The organism is Pantoea sp. BS_8 (assembly GCF_041954965.1).
In the GTDB taxonomy this organism is placed as follows: Bacteria; Pseudomonadota; Gammaproteobacteria; order Enterobacterales; family Enterobacteriaceae; genus Pantoea; species Pantoea stewartii.
Map to the genome: position 1 here is coordinate 837,712 of NZ_JAVAXU010000001.1, position 16,640 is coordinate 854,351.

The 16,640-nt window shown below is 52.8% G+C and carries 11 protein-coding genes and 1 tRNA gene; 4 read left to right on the forward strand and 8 right to left on the reverse strand.

Annotated elements, in window-relative coordinates:
• Positions 1–364 precede the first annotated feature (364 nt).
• The 3 genes from RAC65_RS03885 to RAC65_RS03895 all read left to right on the forward strand — a co-directional run bounded on the left by RAC65_RS03885 (position 365) and on the right by RAC65_RS03895 (position 2,169).
• Positions 365–1,048, forward strand: a complete 684-nt coding sequence (locus tag RAC65_RS03885) for a hypothetical protein (protein WP_033742103.1) — start codon at positions 365–367, stop codon at positions 1,046–1,048.
• Between the two features lie 165 nt (positions 1,049–1,213).
• On the forward strand, positions 1,214–1,981 hold the full coding sequence (gene mtfA, locus RAC65_RS03890) for a DgsA anti-repressor MtfA (RefSeq protein ID WP_205958567.1): 768 nt from the start codon (positions 1,214–1,216) through the stop codon (positions 1,979–1,981).
• A gap of 112 nt (positions 1,982–2,093) precedes the next feature.
• Positions 2,094–2,169 (forward strand) — tRNA-Asn (locus RAC65_RS03895).
• Positions 2,170–2,372: 203 nt separating this feature from the next.
• Here the strand turns inward: RAC65_RS03895 and hemH are convergent.
• Entirely contained in the window at positions 2,373–3,335 is a 963-nt protein-coding gene (hemH, locus tag RAC65_RS03900) for a ferrochelatase (protein WP_205956530.1), read from the reverse strand.
• A gap of 665 nt (positions 3,336–4,000) precedes the next feature.
• Between hemH and RAC65_RS03905 the strand changes: the two genes are divergently transcribed.
• Complete coding sequence (locus RAC65_RS03905) at positions 4,001–5,239, forward strand: MFS transporter (protein ID WP_054633591.1); 1,239 nt, start codon at positions 4,001–4,003, stop codon at positions 5,237–5,239.
• 354 nt (positions 5,240–5,593) lie between these two features.
• On the opposite strand, the gene RAC65_RS03910 is transcribed toward RAC65_RS03905, so the two are convergent.
• From RAC65_RS03910 to RAC65_RS03940, 7 genes are all read right to left on the reverse strand, one after another.
• On the reverse strand, positions 5,594–6,346 hold the full coding sequence (locus RAC65_RS03910) for an Appr-1-p processing protein (RefSeq protein ID WP_375096373.1): 753 nt from the start codon (positions 6,344–6,346) through the stop codon (positions 5,594–5,596).
• The gene (locus RAC65_RS03915; RefSeq protein WP_375096374.1) at positions 6,340–10,452 is read right to left on the reverse strand and encodes an RHS repeat-associated core domain-containing protein; all 4,113 of its coding nucleotides are present in this window, start codon (positions 10,450–10,452) and stop codon (positions 6,340–6,342) included. Before RAC65_RS03915 ends, RAC65_RS03910 begins: the two co-directional genes overlap by 7 nt.
• Before the next feature lie 10 nt (positions 10,453–10,462).
• Positions 10,463–10,591, reverse strand: coding sequence for a hypothetical protein (locus RAC65_RS03920; protein ID WP_096010432.1), 129 nt, complete (start codon positions 10,589–10,591; stop codon positions 10,463–10,465).
• Positions 10,588–12,138: a hypothetical protein gene (locus RAC65_RS03925; protein ID WP_375096375.1), complete on the reverse strand. Its 1,551-nt coding sequence runs from the start codon at positions 12,136–12,138 to the stop codon at positions 10,588–10,590. Before RAC65_RS03925 ends, RAC65_RS03920 begins: the two co-directional genes overlap by 4 nt.
• A gap of 12 nt (positions 12,139–12,150) precedes the next feature.
• Positions 12,151–14,364, reverse strand: coding sequence for a type VI secretion system Vgr family protein (locus RAC65_RS03930; protein ID WP_375096376.1), 2,214 nt, complete (start codon positions 14,362–14,364; stop codon positions 12,151–12,153).
• Between the two features lie 311 nt (positions 14,365–14,675).
• The gene (locus tag RAC65_RS03935; protein WP_375096377.1) at positions 14,676–15,650 is read right to left on the reverse strand and encodes a FecCD family ABC transporter permease; all 975 of its coding nucleotides are present in this window, start codon (positions 15,648–15,650) and stop codon (positions 14,676–14,678) included.
• Positions 15,651–15,679: 29 nt separating this feature from the next.
• Positions 15,680–16,594 (reverse strand): ABC transporter substrate-binding protein, encoded by a 915-nt coding sequence (locus tag RAC65_RS03940; RefSeq protein ID WP_375096456.1) that lies wholly within the window; start codon positions 16,592–16,594, stop codon positions 15,680–15,682.
• Positions 16,595–16,640: the final 46 nt, after the last annotated feature.

Genomic DNA, 16,640 nt, shown 5'->3' on the forward strand with positions numbered 1-16,640 from the left:
ATATTAATAATGATTAATCAGCGCTATTTTATCTCAGAGTGAGGGAATTAATGTCATAATAAAAATGTAAAAAACAATAAAAGCGGCGAAAATTATAGATGGATAAATCTGAAAAGGTTCCTATTTTTGCCGATATAACGTACTGTATTCTCACTATCAGATGTCCGGTAATACGCGTTAACAGCAGTACTGATGATTTTTTATTCACACCTGTCCGGCGGATTAAAAATCATCACAACTGAGCGAACCACACGGTGGCCAATTATCAGGAATAATGATTTATATTTTTTATGATATTGCCACCAATTAGGTGCCCTTTTTGTTTCAGCAGTAACCGGGATCGACTAATAAAAAGAGGTAATCCATGAAAGAGCGGCCGATTCTTTTTTCCGAACAGCGGGTCCGAGCCCTGCTGGTTGGCCAACAAACCCAAACCCGGCGCATAATGAAAACGCAGGCTTTTGGTCCAGGCCAGGATCATCATGAAGGGGTACATGCCTTTGATGTGCAGGCTAATCACCTGCACGGTGACAAAATGATGGCCATGAACGACATTCGTTATCATTGTCCTTACGGCATGCCTGGCGACAAGCTCTGGGTCCGCGAAACCTGGCGTGGCCCCATCGTGCCTGAACATGCGCTGGCGGATTATGAACGCGATCCCACCCCGTTTCGCTCGCCGGACTTTTGCCAGTACCGGGCGGACAGCAATGAACTGGGCCAACATACGTCAGGCGGACCGGACGCCGAGCAGTTTGGCTGGCAAACAGCCATTCATATGCCGCGCTGGGCAAGCCGAATCGACCTGATTATTACGGATGTGCGCGCAGAGCAGATTCAGGATATTAGTGAAGACGACATTATGGCGGAAGGTGTGCAGACCGACTCGCACTTCCTGAACAACTTCTTTACCATGAACGTCAATTCTGAACTGCCTAAAGAAGCCTATCGCAAAGCCTGGCAAAAACAGTACGGGGCAACCAGCTGGCAGGTTAACCCGTGGGTTTGGGTTATTGAGTTCGAGCGTGCCACGCGCGAATCAACTTAGCCTGCGCTTTGTGGGCTGAATCACAGACAATTTCCTTGCTAACAGGTTGAATATTGCTCCTTCATCCCTGAAGCCTGACGATGCCAGCATGCCGTTTTGATGCTGGCATTTTACTGTCTGGTCGCTCAGGGTTCTGCAATTGCAGCATTCAGTGCGGAACCAACGATGTTTAAATGGCCATGGAAAACACACAGCAATACGGATCTGACTGACCTGCCCTGGCAGGCCGGGCTGACACAGCCGATTTTTACCCTCCTCAACCACGATGAACGTCAGTCGCTGCAGGCCATGGCTCAGCATTTTCTGCAGCAAAAAAAACTGGTTCCGCTTGAAGGCTGTCAGCTTGATGCGCTGCGTACCGTGCGCATTGCTTTGCTGTTCTGCCTGCCGGTGCTGAAGCTGGGGCTCGACTGGCTGGACGGCTTTCACGAAGTGCTCATCTATCCCGAGCCTTTCAATGTGGATGACCTGTGGCAGGATGAGCATGGCCTGGTCCATCAGGCCCCCGCCGTCCATGCCGGGCAAAGCTGGACGCAAGGGCCAATCGTGCTCAACTGGCTGGATATTCAGGACTCCTTCGATCTTTCCGGCTACAACCTGGTCATTCATGAAGTGGCGCACAAACTGGATGCGCGCGGTAGCGGTTATACCAGCGGCGTGCCAATGATGCCGCTACGTGAGGTTGCCCAATGGGAAAAAGATTTGCGAAGCGCGATGGCCGGGATTGAACATGAAGTGGAAAGTGTCGGTGAGCAGGCCGCCAGCATCGATCCTTATGCCGCCAGCGATCCGGCAGAGTGCTTCGCGGTATTATCCGAGTATTTTTTTACGGCCCCGGCCCTGCTGGCGGAGCGTTTCCCGGCCATGTACCGTCATCTTCAGCAGTTTTATCAGCAGGACCCGTTAAGCAGAACAGGAGCCGCCCACGACTAAATCGCCTGCTTTGCAGACGCATTGCTTTAAAGCTAGCCAGTTGAATGCTAAACGCTTTTATACTGTTGACACCCTGAGCCGACCTCGTTACTATTCGCCTCGTTCACACGATTCCTCTGTAGTTCAGTCGGTAGAACGGCGGACTGTTAATCCGTATGTCACTGGTTCGAGTCCAGTCAGAGGAGCCAGAATTAAAAAAGCCTGCTTGCGAGCAGGCTTTTTGCTTTTCAGCCGATCGCCTTTCTCTGTCTTCTTTCCGCGCGTTGCTTTACGGCCAAATTTAGCAATCTGCCATCATAAAATGCTGCAGGTTAATAAAAACACAAAGCCAGAATGAACGCATTCTGGCTTTGTCGCTACCGGTCTTTAACAAGTGACGGACCGCAGCACGCTATTTCGCGCCCTCCGCCAGCTGGCGCAGCATCTCAATATGAACAGGTTTATCATTGAGCGCAGGAATATAGGTAAAGGACGTCCCGCCCGCATGCATAAAGATTTCCCTGTTCTGCTCATCCAGTTCTTCCAGCGTTTCCAGACAGTCTGCAGCAAAGCCCGGACTGATTACCTGCAGGCTTTTCACGCCTTCCGCAGGCAGATTTTTAATGGTTTCATCGGTATAAGGCGTTAACCAGGGTTCCCTGCCGAAACGTGACTGGAAGGTCATCACTACTTTTAGCGAAGGCATGTTCAGGGCGTCGGTGAGTAATTTCGTCGTTAACGCACAGCGTTCCTGATATTTGTCGCCTTCGTTTGAAAACCTGACCGGTATACCGTGATAGGAGACCAGTAAGGCATCTGGCACGCCATTGGCCTCAAACGATTCAAGCACGGACGTTTTTAACGCATCGATATAAGCAGGATGATCGGCATAGTCGTTGATGAAGTTGATCGCCGGTGTGTAGCGGTTCTTCATCGTCTGCAGGTGACGACTCACGCTGTCGAAAACGGATGACACGGTGGACGAGGAAAACTGCGGATACAAAGGAATAACGATAATTTTATCGACACCTTTCGCCAGCAGCCTGTCGATAGCGCCCCCGATGCTCGGCTCGCCATAACTCATGCCCAGCTCAACAGGCATGCCCGTCAGCGCTTCCAGTGCGCGCGCCTGACGGACGCTGTACACCATCAGCGGTGAACCTTCCTCCATCCAGATAGAGGAGTATAATTTGGCCACGCGTTTGGCGCGTAGCGGGATAATTACGCCATGCAGAATCGGGCACCACAGGATCCGGGGTAAATCGACCACTCTGTAGTCGTGCAAAAATTTCGATAAAAATGTTTTAACCGCAGCAGTCGTGGGTTCTTTTGGTGTTCCAAGGTTAACAATTAAAACACCCTGTTTATTCGTCATTAGCTGGGACCTCTGAAAACCCAAGGAAAAAAAGTGCCTGAACACTGTAGCACACTCAGGGACATCATCTCCTCCGTCTGCGCCTTTTGCGTCAGTGACGGCGAAACGAAGGCCTGGCGGGGACTTCTGCGACGACGTCGAGTCAGCCTGCCAACGTCTTTGCTGACGTCTTACGCCGCCTTATGAGCCCGGACCATGGATGAAACAGTCGGGCGGGCTTTTACGCCGTAAAAAGCGTTATGCCCTGCGAGCCCGCCTTTATTTGCTTTTTGACACGGCTTTGCCTGACGGTCAAAAAACATTGGCTCGTATCTTATCATCGCTGCGTCGACGAAAGACCAATAGCTCTGATAAGTCGCGTCCCTTCCGATCGGCTCGTACATTTTCTGTGGTGAATGATAAAAAGTAATCCGGCAACTCCCCATTATTCAGCGGGTTAAAATCACATCTTGTCGATATTTTGATTTATTAAATTGAATATTGAGCATGCTAATATTTAGGGCTCTATCTGTGCTGACTGACGCTGTCCATGGCGTGAATATCGCGCGGACCGCCAGGCAGTAACATCACCATGCTTTAGTCAGAAAAAACCAGACCGCATCATGGTCATCAATCAGACTGAGGCAATCACTTTTGCCGCGAGGCTTTTCGGGACAGGAATCAGGATGCGTACAGGCGTTTCAACAGGCGAAGACTCGCTGCTGCAACACAGGTCATTTGTGGCGTTTTGGCTCGCCCGAACCTGTTCTTCATTTGGTTTTCAGATGTTTTCCGTGGCCGTCAGCTGGCAAATCTATGCAATAACCCACAGCGCGATGGCGTTAGGCATGATTGGCCTGATGCAGTTCCTGCCCTCAGTGCTTCTGGCGTTGCCGGCAGGACATCTGGCCGATCAGTTCGACCGCCGCCGTATCGTGGTTATCGGCCAACTGATTGAGTGGGCCGCGCTGCTCGGCCTGGTGGCGCTGACGCTATTGCACTGGGCAGACAAACTTGAAATCTGGGGGCTGGTCTTTCTGATTTCGCTGGCGAAAGCCCTGGAATGGCCAGCCATTACCTCTATGTTGCCGGCGCTGGTCCCGCCACCGATTCTGGCGCGCGCCATGGCGGCAAGCTCTGTTGGCGGTCAGGCGGCGGTGATTGTCGGGCCAACGCTGGGTGGACTGCTGTATATAGCCGGTCCCGAGGTGGTTTACGGGGTTTCAGCCCTGTTTTATTTATTCTCGCTGATACTGGTGAGTTGCTTACGTTATGAACGCCCTCCTCAGGAACGTGTGCCGATGACGCTGTCGAACATGTTTATGGGCGTGCGCTTTATTCGCGAACGCAAGGATGTTCTGGGCGTAATATCGCTCGACCTGTTCGCCGTGTTACTGGGCGGTGCAACCGCCCTGCTCCCTGTCTTCGCCCAGGATATTCTGCACACCGGGCCATGGGGACTTGGCCTGTTACGCGGTGCGCCGTCAGTGGGTGCCCTGTTGGTCGGCGTCTGGCTCAGCCGCCACAAGCTGGAAAAACATGTCGGCATGATTATGTTTGGTTCCGTGGCCGGTTTTGGCCTGGCGACGCTGCTGTTTGCGCTCTCAACAAAACTGTGGCTTTCTCTGCTGGCGCTGGCCGCACTGGGCGGTTTCGATATGGTGAGCATGGTGATCCGTGGCGCACTGGTTCAGCTGGATACACCCGATACGATGCGCGGCCGCGTCAATGCGGTTAATGCCATCTTTATCAATACCTCAAATCAGTTGGGTGAGTTTGAATCCGGGCTGCTCGCGGCATGGATGGGCGCGGTGCCCGCCGCCGTCATTGGCGGTGTCGGGACACTGGTGGTGGTTGGGCTCTGGATGATGCTCTTTCCGAATCTGCGGAAAAGGCAGAAGCTTGAGAATGAGACGGTGGTGTGAGTGAGGGGGGGTATTTTAAGTGTACCCAGCCAAACATTTATTTATAATAATTCTCATAGAATTAAGAATTGCCGCATTAGCGGCATTTTTTTATAGGTTTCTTTCCAATTTATATCTAACATCTAATTTTCAGCTCTAGCTTTAATATAAATTAGCTAATTCACCAAAAAAAGCAAATTTATCACAGAATAAATCATAGCAAAGTAGCACAACTTATTAAAACTTCGCCATTATGAACTAGAGTAATATTATTTTTTTCACATGAAAAAGGAAAACTAAACCCTCATAAAAAACCTTAATTAAAAGGAAAAAGCGAGAAAAAAGAAAAGGCTGATAAAAGCCCTTTCTTGCCATCTAGTCTAAAGTTAGAATATGGCAGGGTATTTTTTTATAAGTCAATTTATCTTTTATAATATCAATAATAACTTGCCAATCTCCGCCGCCCAGACCTGCACCGATCATTGGCATCTGAACTTCTAATCTATTGCACAATGCATAGTCACTTGCAATTTCCAGACACTCTTCAAGAGCCTCATATGAAATGTATCTTTTAGCGTCTCTTTGGGATTTTTTTATTCCTTCCTGTGCAACCATATTTGCTACAAATACTCTATTAAGAGTATCCACTTCAATAAATTGAACATCGCCCATCTTATACCCAATTCGCGAAGAGGCCAAATATTTTTCTTTTGCCAACGGATACCTTTTAGACAAAGAAAGGACAAAACCTTTCCCCCACTTTCCTAGGTTATTCACAACGTGCAAAATAATAACTGACTCTTTAAATGGTATTGATGCATCTCCACTATGATAATGGATATAGGCTATTTGATCTTCATTGACGAGTGTTTTTTTCCATTCGGTTTCAAAATTTTCATCTGTAATCTCTTCAGAATCAGATAAATCTAACTCATTTTTTTTGCCATCATAGAGTAAGTAACCAATATCTTCATGCCAGTCAGTGACAGAAGATGAAGAGTAATGATTCCCTTCAAAAACGCTTATCTGTCTGGTTGCCACTTCCCCGATGAATTCAGTATAGACAACACCGTCTCCCCTCAAAAATTCTGAAACCGCACGGTAGTAACTTTTATTACTCACTAGCATGAACTCCCACTACTCACTATTCGGTTCGAGACATCAAGTTCTTTGTCATTCTTGACTAAGAAAGTACCCGGTCTCGGCTCAGTTATATTCAACCCTGTCACATTAATCTCAACATAATGAGTGATACTACCAGACTTTCTTGCATCACCATAAATGTTAGCCGCAAGTTGCCCCAAAGATATTTTACCAGAGTCTTCTAAATCTTTTAATGTACGCCCACCAATCCTATCTGGGTGAACATTAGTAAAATACTGACCATCTCCAAAACGTGCATGAACACCGCCCGTGGAAGGCCTGATAACTCCACTGTTTTTAATACCCTCCATTCCTTTCAAATCGGTGAAATGGAACAAAGTTTTTATTTCCTCCGTCGTAAGCCCGAGTGGATCACTCCATACAAATGGATTTGGAGCATAACGATAGGGAGTAACCCCCCCCGCCAGCCCTATCGGATCCTGACTGATATACGCCGCAATCTCAGGGTCATAATACCGATAGCGGTTATAATGTAACCCCGTCTCGGCATCAAAATACTGCCCCTGAAAACGCAGGGGGTTTTCGATCTGATCAGCAAAGATTTGGCCTTTTTCACCCCAGACACCGGTTTTTTCTGCCCAGACAATCTCACCAGTAACGGATGTCAGTCTGACTGGTGCGCCATTGGGATCGCAGTGATAGTGCCAGCTTTGTTTACTGTCCCCCTGTTGCGTCAGCAACGCCAGCGGTCGAAACGTGCCGGGATAATAGACGTATTCCCGCATCGTGCTGACCAGTGCAGCCTGTGCTTTTTGTCGCTTAAGGCGACTGCCTGTATCAAAGATACTCTGCGCGGCCAGAGGTTCATGTGTGCGGGTGAGCGTTTCGCCCACCAGCGCGTCCTCTTGCCAGTAGAACCAGCGCGTTTCGCTGTCGGTTTGCTTAAACACCCGGCGGCCCAGCCCATCATAGCCATAGCGCACCTGATGGTTCCCTTTACGCACCGCAATCAGTTGTCGATTTTCATCCCAGAGGAAATCTTCTTTTTCATCCTGATCACCCGCGGTCCCCGCGACTCGGCGTCGCTGGCGTAACTCACCGGCACGATCATAAACATAACGAACGCCCTGATGCACGCCCTCCCGGAACCAACCTTCCGCGCGGTCATTAACCTCACGGGTTTGCGTCTGCAAATGGCTACCTGTTGCATCCTGCACAAACTTTAGCAGTGCCCCGTCAGGGGTGATATGTGCCGTCAGCCTGCCCACAGGGTCATAACGATAGCTATCGTTGCCCCACTGGCTGTCGTGACGCGCAGTCATATTTCCGCTTTTGTCATAGACAAAGCCACTGGCAAACAGCGGTAAATCATTTTGTAGTACCTGCTGTGACGTAAGCCGTCCCTGGTGGTCGTAATTCAGGGTGCGCGTCAATGCCTCTGACAACTGTTCATGAATACACCGTCCCGCGGCATCATAATCAAAGGTGATCGGCGAATCAGTGTTGAGTTGCACGGTGCGTAAACGTTGATACGCATCGTACCGATAAACCACCCGATGGCCACTGTCGCTTTCACGCTCGTGCAAACGTCCCTGCTCGTCATAATGGTAGCGAAGTTGAAAGCCGTCCTGATCTTCTGTCAGTAACCGTCCCGCGTCATCGTAGCGCCAGCTGAGTCGCCGCCAGGGATTCTGGCAGAGCACCAGCCTTCCGCAGGGATCATAGTGGAACGTTGCCTGTAAGGTATCACCGCTACGTCGTTCACTCAGGCGCCCGGCTTTATCGTAGCCATAGTGCACCTCACGTCCGAGCGGATCGCAACGTGCGGCCAGGCGGCTGCCTTTGTCCCAACGGTACTGCGTTTTTTGTCCCCAATAATCCTGCTCGGCCGTCACACGTCCAAGCCCATCTCGTTCCATCTGCCAGCGTTGACCAGATTGATTAATCACGGCCAGCAGGCGGTCCTCAGGATCGTATTCATAACCCAGCCGGGCACCATCAGGCGTTTCACAGGCGGTGAGCATGCCTGTGCCGTTATAGTAAAAACGCGTGGTCTGCCCCACTTCATCGGTAAAGGTGACAGGCTCATCTTCACGGTCATACTCAATCCGGACATCGCCACCCGCCGGGTCGACCGTGGCGATGAGGCGATCTTTCGAATCCCAGTAAAAACGGGTCACACCGTTACTGGCATCAGCACGTTCCAGTAAATTCCCACGTACGTTGTGCCTGAAACGCGTCTCTCCCGCGCCTGCCACGCTGACCACCAGCAGGAAACCAAAGCGGTCATAACGATACTCTGTTTGCGGTGCACCCGGCTCATTCGCCTGGGTCAGTTGGCCAAGCCGATCGAACTGATAACGGGCCGTCACACCGCCCGGATCGCGACTGGCAATAAGGTTGCCACCGCTGTCATAGTCGGCGTGCCAGACCGCACCTTTCTGATCGGTGCTCGCCAGCGGCAGGCCATCCTCATTGTAAACGGCCTGCACCCTGCTGCCGTCGGGTAAATGCTCAGCGATCATGCGACCCTGCGCGTCATAATCCCACCGATGAATGCTGCCATCCGGTTCAATCACTTCTACCGTTCGACCAAAGTCATCGTAACGAAATACGGTATTTCCGCCACAGGGATCGATTTCGGCGATCGGCAGACCATTGTCGTCAAACGTAATACGTGAGAGGTGGCCCAGTGAATCCGTTACTTCAACCTCATTGAGCAGCGGTTCGTAAGCGAAGTGGTAGTCCCAGACGCCGCCGTCACCCCAGGCGTGAATGACGCGCCAGTCCTGATTGTACTGGTAATGAAATCCCTGGCCGTTTCGGTCAAAGTGACTGACCAGATAAAACTGTTGATAGTCAAAACGCCGGGGATGCGATAGCGCATCAATTTCGGCGCTAAGTTGACCATTGGCATGATATTCGTAGCGCGTCAGCGGCGTGATGTCACCGTCCAGCGCATTGTGCAGGCGTAAGCTACTCAGGCGGCCCTTATCATGAGTGACAAGGACCTCTCGTCCGGTCAACCCGTTAAGGCTGAATTCGCGAAGCCGAATCAGCATCTCGTCCTTCCATTCAAAGGCCCAGCCGTTTCCGTTACGATCGGATAATTGCTGTATCGGTAACCGCCCATCGGCACCGGTGAAATGCCACAGGATCCCCGCTTCCTGCTCAACGCACCAGGTCACCTGGCCCTGGGCGCTGTCTCGCCACAGGCGGCTGCCATCCGGCAACCCCATGACAGCATGTTTACGTCCGTCTTCCTGTGGCAGGGCGGCAAAAAGCGTCATCCCGTCAGGCTGAATAAAGAGCGCAATGCCCTCTTCAGTCAGGATTTCCAGCCGGGTATCCGCGGGTGTCAGCCAGCCATAGCCACAAAGTCCTGCCGTTTCAACATCGGCCGACGAATACGTCCGATGCCAGGCCAGCGGCAGCCGGCCCGGCAACAGGAAATCCTGCTGTTCAAGACTGACGCTGCCATCCCGAATATCGACCGGTTCCGCTCGCAGAACCTTACACTTGAGAACCCCTGGCTCCATATTACGAAACAATTTGCGCCTGTAGTCGCCAAAGCGTTTCATGAAATTTTGCCATTTCACCGACTTCCGGAACTTCTTCAGCCCTTTTCCCAGACCGCTCAACCCGGCACGCATCAGCAGCGCCATCAAATTGATTGTTGGTGGCCCGCCTACGATGACATTGTTGGGGATGGCCAGGTTGAACGTCAGCGGTAGCGTCAGGGACAACGGTTTGGGTTTAGTGACGCGCTTGAGGCGAAACGGGGGAATCATACCGACAATATTGCAACTCAGTACCGGCATGCCAATTCGGGAAAACGGTTCACCATCCACCGAAACCGTTTTACTGCCCATAAACAGCTCATCTTCAATCTGTGGGCCGCCGGGCGCACGCAACGGCGGCACCCAAACGCCGCCAACGGGGATATGTATCGACATTCCACCCGTTCCCGCGCTGGCCCGTTTGATGCTGTTAACATGCACCGTAGTGCCAATCAATGGCAGATAGTCAAACACATCAAACACAATACCGATGTGAGGCGTCGGTAAAGGCCAGGGATAGGTGTGAATGTCAAGTCCTAGCTGCGGATCAAAGTGCGCACCTGAATGCATGAATCAGGCCTCAGAAAATGGCACGCAGCAGCGCGCGCAAAAATGTTCTGACTTCCGTCGCCAGACCGCTATCGGACAGGCTTAAGAACAGCAGCGCCAGCACCGTGACGACGACAATAAGGATGATGCGGTTTTTCACAATGTGTTGCTCCCTGCAGGTTGTGTGGCTAAGGGTTCAGTGCTTCCCCACGCAGGCAGGCTTTGCCATTCACCCGGCGGGGCATCAAAAGGATGGGCGATGTCAGGTAAGCCATTCCACTGCGGATGCAGTTTTTCACGGGCCAGGTGGATGACACGGCGAAAACTGTCATCGCCATTGCGGATGACTGTTTCCCGCTCCTCGCGAATAAGTAAAAAGGTTGCCTCGAGCTGGCGTTGCAGCAGGCTGTCAGTTTGGCGGACCTGCGATGGGGTGGGCACAGGCGGCAGGTTCGCGTCGGCCTGCTGAATAAGCCGCTGTTTATCGGATTGCCAGCGAGATGCATAGGCTTCAAGCGCCTCTGTGCGGCGTTTATCGTGACTGCGCAGGAGATCCTGAAAGACCAGCGGCAGCGTGGTTTCGCCCCGCTCGGCCAGCGGCACATTCTCTGCGGCTCGCACGGCCTTACCATAGGCTTCCATGGCAGCCGGGCGTTGTCCGGCGAGCCATAAACAGAAGCCAGTCATGCGCCAGCCCTCAATCGCAAACACAGGATGGGGGATTACCTCTGCCTCACGCGCGGCCTGCCGGTAGCACTGTGCCGCCCGAACGTACTCTTTACGTGAAAACCAGGCACCGGCTTCGCCAAACGTACTCTGCGTTCGAAGCTGGCCTTTGACAACGGGGTCCGCCACGCTGCTGGACGCGTTTTGCGCCTCACGATAGTGGTCGACGGCCTTATTGTGATCCTGGCCTTTCAGCCAGCCGCCCGCAATAAGGTTATGCAACATCGCCTGTTGATCAGGCCAGCCTCGCCGCTGTGCAATGCCTAACGCCAGACTGCCGCGCGCAGCGACCTGCTGGGCGATCCCTTTTTCCAGCAAGAGCATCGCATCGGCAAGGTAACGCCGCAGCAATGCCCGATCGGTATCAGGATCGCTTTGCTGCTGGGCGGTTTGATGCATCACCTTCATGCCATCGACCTGATCGACAATCAGTTGGACGCGATCAGGATGCGCGTCATGAAGTGTCTGCCAAAGCGGTTGTTCAAGCGTATCAATCAGCAGTAAACGCGGCGCAGGCGCGGAGGAAGCCAGCCAGCGTTTCAGCCAGCGCATCAACGCACTCTCGTCACTTACGGCAGCGGGTTTAAGCACCAGAACCAGGTAACGTACATCCTCTGCAAAATGATCGGCGAAGTCCTGTAACAGGCCGCAAAGCTGTTCAATGGTGTAGCAGGGCAGCAACACATCGCCATCCCAATGTGCCGCATCGGGCGTGGCGTCATAATGTTCAAGAAAGTCACGCGACAGTGCATCGCTATAGCCATAACCGGTTTCAAACGCCGTAGACAGACCAAGGAATATATCGGGTACGGAACGCCCCTCCGGATGCTGCTGAAGGGCGATGAACGCATCAAGTAGTGATTCGCCTGCGGCTGGAACGCGCCAGATAAACAGACCCGCGTCGGTCTTTTCCGTGGCGGTTAACCAGCTCAGCTCCAGCTCAGTCATAACACGTTCAGTGGGATTCTTTGCGGTGCTCATTTCTCATCCCTGTCAGGCATTGAGTTCAATCTTTTTGCCATTCACCATGACACCGGCGGCATTAATGGTAATCGTCGATCCGCCCGCCGTAATTTGCACGCTGCCATTGCTGATTAAAATCCCGCTCTCACCGACGTTGATATGAAACGTATCCGTGGCACTGTCGGCCACGCTTCCTTGAGTAAAGCGGGTATCGCCCCCCGTGATACTTAGCGTGCGCCCAGCGCCGATCGTCACATCCTGCTTTTGCGCAATGGTACAGACCTCATTGCTGTTGACACTGACGTGACGATTACCCGTCACGTCGAGTGTCTGATTACCCGTCACCTGCACGGTTCGGTTTTGCTGCACGCTAACCTTTTCATTGCCCTGCACCGTACGGGTCCGATCCTGAATCACCGTTAGCGTTTGATTCCCTTCTACTGTGCCGGTGTTATTGCTTTTCACCGTCGTGGTATGGTTTCCGGTAATGGTTTCATCGCGGTTTTGCTCAACGCTGAGCGTTTCATTACCTTTCACCGTTTCCGTACGATTTTGCTGAACCGTGGTGGTTTCATTGCCGCTGATGGTTTTACTGCGGTCCTGTCCAACCGAGATGGTTTCATTGCCATCCACGGTCCGTGTACGGTTCTGCTTGATATGGCTGGTTTCGTCTTTACCAACGGTTTTGGTGCGATTGCTGCCGACATCATGGGTTTCGTCGTTTTCAACCTCGGTATCCATATTACGTTCAGCATGCAACCAGAGCTGCTCTTCGCCGGGTTTATCTTCAAAACGCAGCGCATTGGCATTGTCAGGCGATCCATCCTTTGAGCGGCTCATGAATCCCATCTGCGTAGCGGCAGCGGGCAAAGCCCAGGGCGGCATGCTGGCCTCGTTATAGACGCGACCGGTGATAATTGGCCGATCAGGGTCGCCATTAATAAAGTCGACCACCACTTCGTCGCCTACGCGTGGAATCTGCACGCCGCCGAAACCTTGTCCCGCCCACGCGCTGGAAACACGCACCCAGCAGGAACTGGTATCGTCACCTTTTGCCAGCCGATCCCAGTGAAACTTAACCTTGACCCGACCATAGCGATCGGTCCAGATACTTTCTCCTTTCGGCCCGACCACCTTCGCCGTTTGCGGGCCGCCCGTGCGCGGCCACGGCGTTTTCTGCTCAGGACGAAACACCACACCCGCTGGTATCACGCTAAACTCCGTACGATGAATCGTCTGGCTGTCCGGGCCACTGGCGTAGCGATTCTCCTCAAACTGGTAGTCAGCAGCAGTCACCAGATATTCACCGACATCGCTGAAAAAGGCCGCATTGGTGAGCTGGAACGTGCTGCCCGGCACAATCCCCATTGCCGTCGCGGTGCCGTGGGTTTGTTGATGCTCTACCTGCCAACGCTCCTGACGGATGCGGGCATAAAATTCGCCATGACCATGTTCCACAAACCGCCCCGGCCAGTCATACACATCAATGGTGCCGGGTGAAGGAGATGTTGGATTTTGTCGTGCCTGGAAGAGCCAGGCGTTAGGTTTGCGAAAATCGTAGTCGTCCAGACTGTATAAACCCGGCGTCACGCTGTCAGTAAGGGCCCACTGGCTTATCCCTTCTTCACTGGTAGAACCGCCTGAAGGCGTTTGATGATAGGGGATCACTTCATAGCCACTAAATGGCGTGTACTGCGCAGTGGCATCCGTGAGCACGATGGTATGCTTACCGGCCTCATGGCGAACGTGCCAGGTAATGCCTTCCAGCTCCATCAGTCGGTTGGTGAAATCAAAACTGCTTTCCTGATACTGAACACAGTAATCCCAGCTGCGATAGCTACCCGACAGGTTATTTTCCACGTTAACCTGATACTCACTGAGTAACGTCTGCACGATTTGTGGAACGGTTTGCTCCTGAAAAATGCGCAGATTCCGGTCACGTTTCATCGGCCACAGATCTGGCTCAAGCGTTAACGTGTAAACAGCATAACGCGTGCCTGACATCTCTACCGCGCTCACCGCCACCCGCGTGATCTTGCCATTAAAGTAACGTGGATTTGCCAGACTTTGCGTCGGCACCACTACGGTAGCGGCTTTACCCAGCAACGCGCTGCGTTCGATACGCGCATCGGTCCCTAAAACCTGAAGCGTTAAGATAAACGATTCAGACAGGGCCTCTCGGCCAGATAGCTTCCAGAACAGCAAGCCTTCAACGGGTAACTGAACAGTAATGCGATTGAGCATAAATCGAACCCTGACGTCAGACTGAAGTCACGCGGGACTTCGTGAGTACGTTTGTTTTAAGGTTTAGGATGGATCGGATCGATTGTTTAAGTAAATAAGACAATGGCTAATATGTTACCCGAATGCAAAGAAGTGTGAATAGCTATTACATTCATAATAAAGCCAGGCAATCCGGCAATCCTCGGTGGAAATACCTTGATTGCAGAAGATCGCTCGCCATTATTGGCCAGCTGTCTCGGAATGAAATAATGAAATTACCTTACTGAGTCAGGCACCGTAAACCGGTCTTACTCAGCGGCGGATTTCAGCATTCAGGGTCGGGCGCGCGTCAGTTGGACAATCACAAACATCCCCCCAATGCCCGCTGTGATGATGCCGATGGGCAGCTCCTGCGGGGCCAGCAGCGTCCGACTGGCAATATCGCCAGCACACAACAAAATGGCGCCCCAGAGCGCGCACAGGGGGATCAGCAACCGGTGTTTCACACCCGTTACGTGTCGGCACAGGTGTGGCACCATCAGTCCGACAAAGCCAATGACGCCGGTCAGTGCCACCAGCAACGCGGTTGCCAGCGCACAGCACAGAAACACCTCGATGCGTAACCGGTTGACGTGAATACCAAGCGAGAGTGCGGTTTGCTCGCCCGCCAGCAATCCATCCAACTGCCGCCCGCGCAGCGCCACAAACCCTGTCAGTAGTGCCAGACTTACCAGTGCATAAGGCAGATTATGCCAGCTGGCTAATCCCAGCCCGCCCAGTGACCAGAACATCACCGAGCTGGCCGCGCGCTGGTCGCCTGAAAAAATCAAATAGCTGGTCACCGCACCAAACAGAAATGACACGGCCAGCCCGCAGAGAATCAAGTGTTCTGCTGAACGTTGCTTTTTGAAATGAAAAAGCAACATGACGGCGGCGGCTGAAAACAGCCCACCCGCGAAAGCGGCAACGGGCAAGGTTAACGCCGACAGCCGATCGCCAAAGCGGGTAATCACCAGTACAGCACCGGCTGAGGCCCCAGAGGACAGACCAAATAAAAACGGATCGGCTAAATCGTTACGGGTGGTGGTTTGCAACAATGCCCCGACGATGGCCAGGCCAGCCCCCGTCATCACGGCCAGCAGCGTGCGAGGTAACCGTAGGTCGATCACGATTCGCGTGATCATTTCAGAGACGGGCGCGTCTGCCATGTCGAGTGCGGACAGCACCTGCGTTAAAGACAATGACACGGTGCCTTCCGCCGTGCTGATCAGCATCAGGATCGCCAGCAGCAGGCAGGACGCACTCATTATTCCTGAATAACGATGCGGCAATCGATTCACGGCGCATCCGTCGAATAGAGCGCATGAGCCAGCTTCTCCACGGCCTGAATATTGGCCGGCCCCGGTGTGAGTTCAGCGTACTGTAACTTCAGGTAGCGGTGGTGCTTCACCGCAGGCGTCAGCTTCATAAGCGGATGATTTTCCAGGAAGTGGCGCAGTGCCTCTGCCCCACCGCCGGTCTGATAGTCCAGCAAGATAATAAAATCCGGCTGCGTGGCCGCCACGCTCTCCCAGGAGGTGGTGCCCCAGCTCATCTCCAGCGATTCCATCGCGTTTTTACCTCCGGCGGCCTCAATGATGGCGGTCGGCATGGCATATTTTCCGCTGGTGAACGGTTTATCTTCGCCTGAGTCGTAAACGAAGACTTTTCGAGGCTGCGTGTCAGCCGGACGCTGAGGTAAGGCCTGCAGTTGCTGTTTCCAGTCCTCTACCAGCGCCTCGGCCTCGGCCCGCTTGCCAAAAATTTTGCCCAGTTTAATCTCGTCGTTATAGAGCAGATCCATCGTCGCTTTCTGCTTGTCCTTCTGTGTAAAGACGCAGCTTTCACTCAGCACCAGGGTTTTAATGCCGTACTGACGCAGTGAAGCAGGCGTAACGTCACCGCCCACTTTCATCCCGTAATTCCAGCCAGCAAAAAAGAAATCAGGGCTCGCGGCCAGCAACGTTTCCAGTGAGGGATATTTCGGTGCCAGCTCAGGGATGGATCCCATGGCTTGCTTAAAGGCCGGCGTCATCTTGTACCAGCCACTGATGCCGGTGAGACCGACAATACGGTTCTGCAGATGCAGCGCAAAAGCCATTTCTGCCATATTGAGGTCGTTAATCACGGCTCGCGCAGGCGGCGAGGTGAACGTCACGGGCTGGCCGCAACTGTCGACGGTGACAGGAAAATCACTTGCGCTGGCCCACATGGCTGGCGTCACGGCCAGAAACGCGGCAAAACCGATTTTACTCAAT

Bases quoted from the DNA above. Each gene is read 5' to 3' on its own strand.
- RAC65_RS03885 (WP_033742103.1), top strand. From the start codon at position 365: ATGAAAGAGCGGCCGATTCTTTTTTCCGAACAGCGGGTCCGAGCCCTG.
- mtfA (WP_205958567.1), top strand. From the start codon at position 1,214: ATGTTTAAATGGCCATGGAAAACACACAGCAATACGGATCTGACTGAC.
- hemH (WP_205956530.1), bottom strand. From the start codon at position 3,335: ATGACGAATAAACAGGGTGTTTTAATTGTTAACCTTGGAACACCAAAA.
- RAC65_RS03905 (WP_054633591.1), top strand. From the start codon at position 4,001: ATGCGTACAGGCGTTTCAACAGGCGAAGACTCGCTGCTGCAACACAGG.
- RAC65_RS03910 (WP_375096373.1), bottom strand. From the start codon at position 6,346: ATGCTAGTGAGTAATAAAAGTTACTACCGTGCGGTTTCAGAATTTTTG.
- RAC65_RS03915 (WP_375096374.1), bottom strand. From the start codon at position 10,452: ATGCATTCAGGTGCGCACTTTGATCCGCAGCTAGGACTTGACATTCAC.
- RAC65_RS03925 (WP_375096375.1), bottom strand. From the start codon at position 12,138: ATGAGCACCGCAAAGAATCCCACTGAACGTGTTATGACTGAGCTGGAG.
- RAC65_RS03930 (WP_375096376.1), bottom strand. From the start codon at position 14,364: ATGCTCAATCGCATTACTGTTCAGTTACCCGTTGAAGGCTTGCTGTTC.
- RAC65_RS03935 (WP_375096377.1), bottom strand. From the start codon at position 15,650: ATGAGTGCGTCCTGCCTGCTGCTGGCGATCCTGATGCTGATCAGCACG.
- RAC65_RS03940 (WP_375096456.1), bottom strand. From the start codon at position 16,594: ATGTGGGCCAGCGCAAGTGATTTTCCTGTCACCGTCGACAGTTGCGGC.